Genomic DNA, 3,549 nt, shown 5'->3' with positions numbered 1-3,549 from the left:
TCGTCATTCCTCCTGCTATCTTTTTCTATTATTCTACCTTATTTGATAGTAGATTTAAAACTTTGCAACAGAACCATAATCAGTCTACTATGTTCAACTTCTATGAGAAAATATACTTCGTTTGGCTCTTTTTAACGAACAATACAAGAAAAATATCCTAATTATCTGTTGCTTTTTTACTACAAAACAATCGATTAGTACATTATTACCATACCTATTTAGCACCAAGGCAAGCAATTCTACAAATCACAATATAATCTGATTTATCACCCTATATCTAAATACTATTGTTGAACTTCAGTTTCTCTTATCTTAACCTTCCTTTCTGCTGTATTTGAGACGTCATAACCTCTTGAACATTTTCAAATTCTTTACTTATGACATATTCATCAAATACTTCAGTCCCATATTTAGAATCTGGTTCTGCAACGACAGAAACCACCTGCTCAATCCTCCTGTTATATACAGAGGGCTACTGGAAGAACAACTTCTGGCAGCATAACAATCAAAGGAAATTTAGTGAGTTTATACGACTACACTTTTCTTGACAATTCCAAAGTATAGATAATAAAAACCGCTATGCGGCAAACTCAAAAGGTCTTCACATAGCGATTATATCTAATAAAAATTCATTAATTTTTTTACATTTTCAACAACCAGAATGTATCATTAACACTTTTACATCCTTATTGCATAACTCAAAAATTACATAACTTCCAATTCTCTCATCAACTGTTCCCATTCATTAAAATAATTACCCTGACACCTTTTAACATCATCAATTGATTTTTGTATTTCCGTCAGTACTATATAATCAGAAGAATTGTTTGGTTCAGAAATAATTTTATTCAATCTTTCTAATTCTTCATCATATTGATTTATTAACACTTCAAGTTTTTCAATTCGTTTCTCCTTCTTAACCTTCTCCTTCTCAATGGAGTTACGATCGCCTTTTACTGTGTTATTTTTCTCTACTTTCTGCTCAACTTTAATGTTATTAAATGGCTTTTCAGAATTCATCCTTTTTTTCTCGTACTCACCATAAGTAGATTGTACAAACTCTACACCATCCTTATCAAAAACAAGTAATCTGTCAGCAATCTTATTAGTAAAATATCTATCATGTGACACAAAAATAATTGTACCTTGATAACTGCATAAGATATTCTCTAAATTCTCTTTTCCAATAATATCCATGTGGTTTGTCGGTTCATCTAAGATTAAAACATTAGGACGTTTATATAATAATTTACATAATGTCAATCTAACCTTTTCTCCACCTGACAAAGAGGACACCGGTCTAAAAACATCATCTCCACTAAACTGAAATGAGCCAAGAGCAGTTCTGACCTCTGTGTCATTTAGCTCAGGGTATTCGCTTTGAAAAATTTCGAATAGTGTATCATCTCCACTGATTTGAGCAAGCTGTTGGTCAAAATAGCTAATTTCAACATTGTATCCGAATTTAAAATCTCCAGACAATGCTGCCACACCACCCATAAGTGTTTTAAGCAACGTGGATTTACCAATACCATTACTCCCAACAATTCCAAGCTTCTGTCCCCTTTCAAGGTTGAAATTAACCTTTGCAAGAGGAGTATCATAGCCTATCACAAGTTCTGAAGCACTTAATACTTGCCTTGAACTACTGATTCTCGGTTGAAATTTAGACATATAAGTTTTTGTATCGTATTGGTCTGGTGCATTTAATATTTGCATACGCTGTAATAATTTAATTTTAGATTGCACCATTTTAGCTTTCGTAGGTTTATAACGAAAACGTTCAATCAAGCGTGTAATCCTTTCAATTTCTATCTGTTGCAAGTCGTAATCTTTTTGCTGTTTGATATGATTTTCTCGTTTTTGCTCCTCAAAGGCTGAATAATTACCTTTATAACATTTGGTCTCTCCCCATTCGATTTCATAAACCTTATCCACAATTCGATTAAGAAACATTCTATCATGGGAAATAATAACCAATGTAGATTTATAACTTCTCAAATAACTCTCCAACCATTGTATTGTTTCTATATCAAGGTGGTTAGTAGGTTCATCAAGTAATAGAATGTCTGGCTTTGTTAAAAGTATTTTTATAAAAGCTATCTTAGTTCGCTGACCACCTGAAAATTCAGAAATGGGTTTTTTCTTATCTGCTTCAGTAAAACCCATACTACGAATCATCGTTTCATATTCTTTTTGGTAGGTTAGACCTCCAAGAGCCATATACCTTTCACTGATATCAGAGTATTCATTGATGATTTTATCATCATATTGATTCTCCATTTTATCTATCAGCTGTTTCATCTTGTTTTCCATATCAATAAGCGTCTTAAATACCGTACGGACTTCATCCACCATTGATATACTTTCATCTTCAAAAGGCATCTGTCTTAAATAGCTAATATAAGGGTTACCGGTCTTTATTACTTGAAACTCACTTTCACCAGTTCCTTCTTCTAATTCAATTTCGCCTATAATAGCTTTTAGCAAGGTTGTTTTTCCACATCCATTTCTACCAACAATAGCAATCTTTTCATTATCATTGATTTCAATACCGATGTTTTCCAACACCATATTACCATCATAGTAAACGGCACCATTAATTATTTTGTATTGCATTTTCATATCCTCCTTTGCGTAAGTACTAGCAATTGCAAAGGTGGCTTTGGACAATAATTATTCTACTCCATGTAAAGCTTGTCACAGCCACCTATACATGGAGTTCTTTAAATGTTACTTTAGTTGTAGATTTCATTTGCTTCTCCCTCCTATCGTTTCAAATATAATTCAACTTCCCCCTTATTGTACCAAATCGCTAGCGCAATGTCTAACCTAAGTTTTAGCTTACACCCTTTCTGGTAAAAGTAAAGTAACTGATCTGTTATCTCATCTGCCTTCCTTTCCTTTCTATTATTTTTTTTATAACAACACCATTATATCATAAAGTGCTAATTTTATTAATTGCAACTTTTAAGGCTTCTATTTCGGTTTTAAGAGCTTTTTATAGCTTGTATAGTATTTAGTGTGTCAGTAGTGCTAATACCCCTTAAAAAGCTTTCTATCTTGTTATAGCGACAAGGTAGAAAGAGTTTATATAAATATACCCAGATAATAATATGTAATCATATATTTTTGAAATATGTTATAAAAATGTTAAGTAAATGTTGATTTTGTGTGTGGCAAATGATACCATGTAAATATACAAAAAAGGAGTGATTATTTTGTCTAGTATTTTTGATAAATATGAATATGTAGCTTATCCTGCAACAGTATTAACTTTAACATCAGAACTACGAGTAATTATTGATGATTACAGAGAAGGTAAATTAGATAATCGAGAAATTGAAGAAATTATTCTTTTCTATGCTAATAACAATAAGGAAAAGTTATTTGATGAAGATGAATTAAACATAACTGTTCAAAGAAAGTTAGGTAAACAGAGATTAAATGTTTTAAGAAACATTTTAAAAAAGGTTCTGTTGCAAAGTTTTAAATAAAGAATAAAATCCCTTACGGTATCTATGATTTAAGCTGGGATTCCCAATAATA

Annotated in this window: 2 protein-coding genes; one reads left to right on the top strand and one right to left on the bottom strand. The window is 31.6% G+C overall.

Annotated elements, in window-relative coordinates; all coding sequences use genetic code 11:
- Positions 1 to 705 precede the first annotated feature (705 nt).
- A complete protein-coding gene (gene optrA / locus P7J36_RS11470) occupies positions 706 to 2,625 on the bottom strand; it encodes an ABC-F type ribosomal protection protein OptrA (RefSeq protein WP_475631997.1) in 1,920 nt (639 codons plus the stop codon).
- Positions 2,626 to 3,221: 596 nt separating this feature from the next.
- Between optrA and P7J36_RS11465 the strand changes: the two genes are divergently transcribed.
- Positions 3,222 to 3,497: a TIGR04540 family protein gene (locus P7J36_RS11465; protein ID WP_161496113.1), complete on the top strand. Its 276-nt coding sequence runs from the start codon at positions 3,222 to 3,224 to the stop codon at positions 3,495 to 3,497.
- Positions 3,498 to 3,549 lie beyond the last annotated feature (52 nt).

Origin of the sequence: Streptococcus suis (assembly GCF_046032115.1) — a bacterium.
GTDB lineage: Bacteria > Bacillota > Bacilli > Lactobacillales > Streptococcaceae > Streptococcus > Streptococcus suis_AJ.
This window is presented reverse-complemented; position numbering and strand designations above follow the sequence as displayed.

Excerpts from the sequence above, each read along its gene's own strand:
- optrA (WP_475631997.1), bottom strand. The coding sequence starts at position 2,625 with ATGAAAATGCAATACAAAATAATTAATGGTGCCGTTTACTATGATGGT.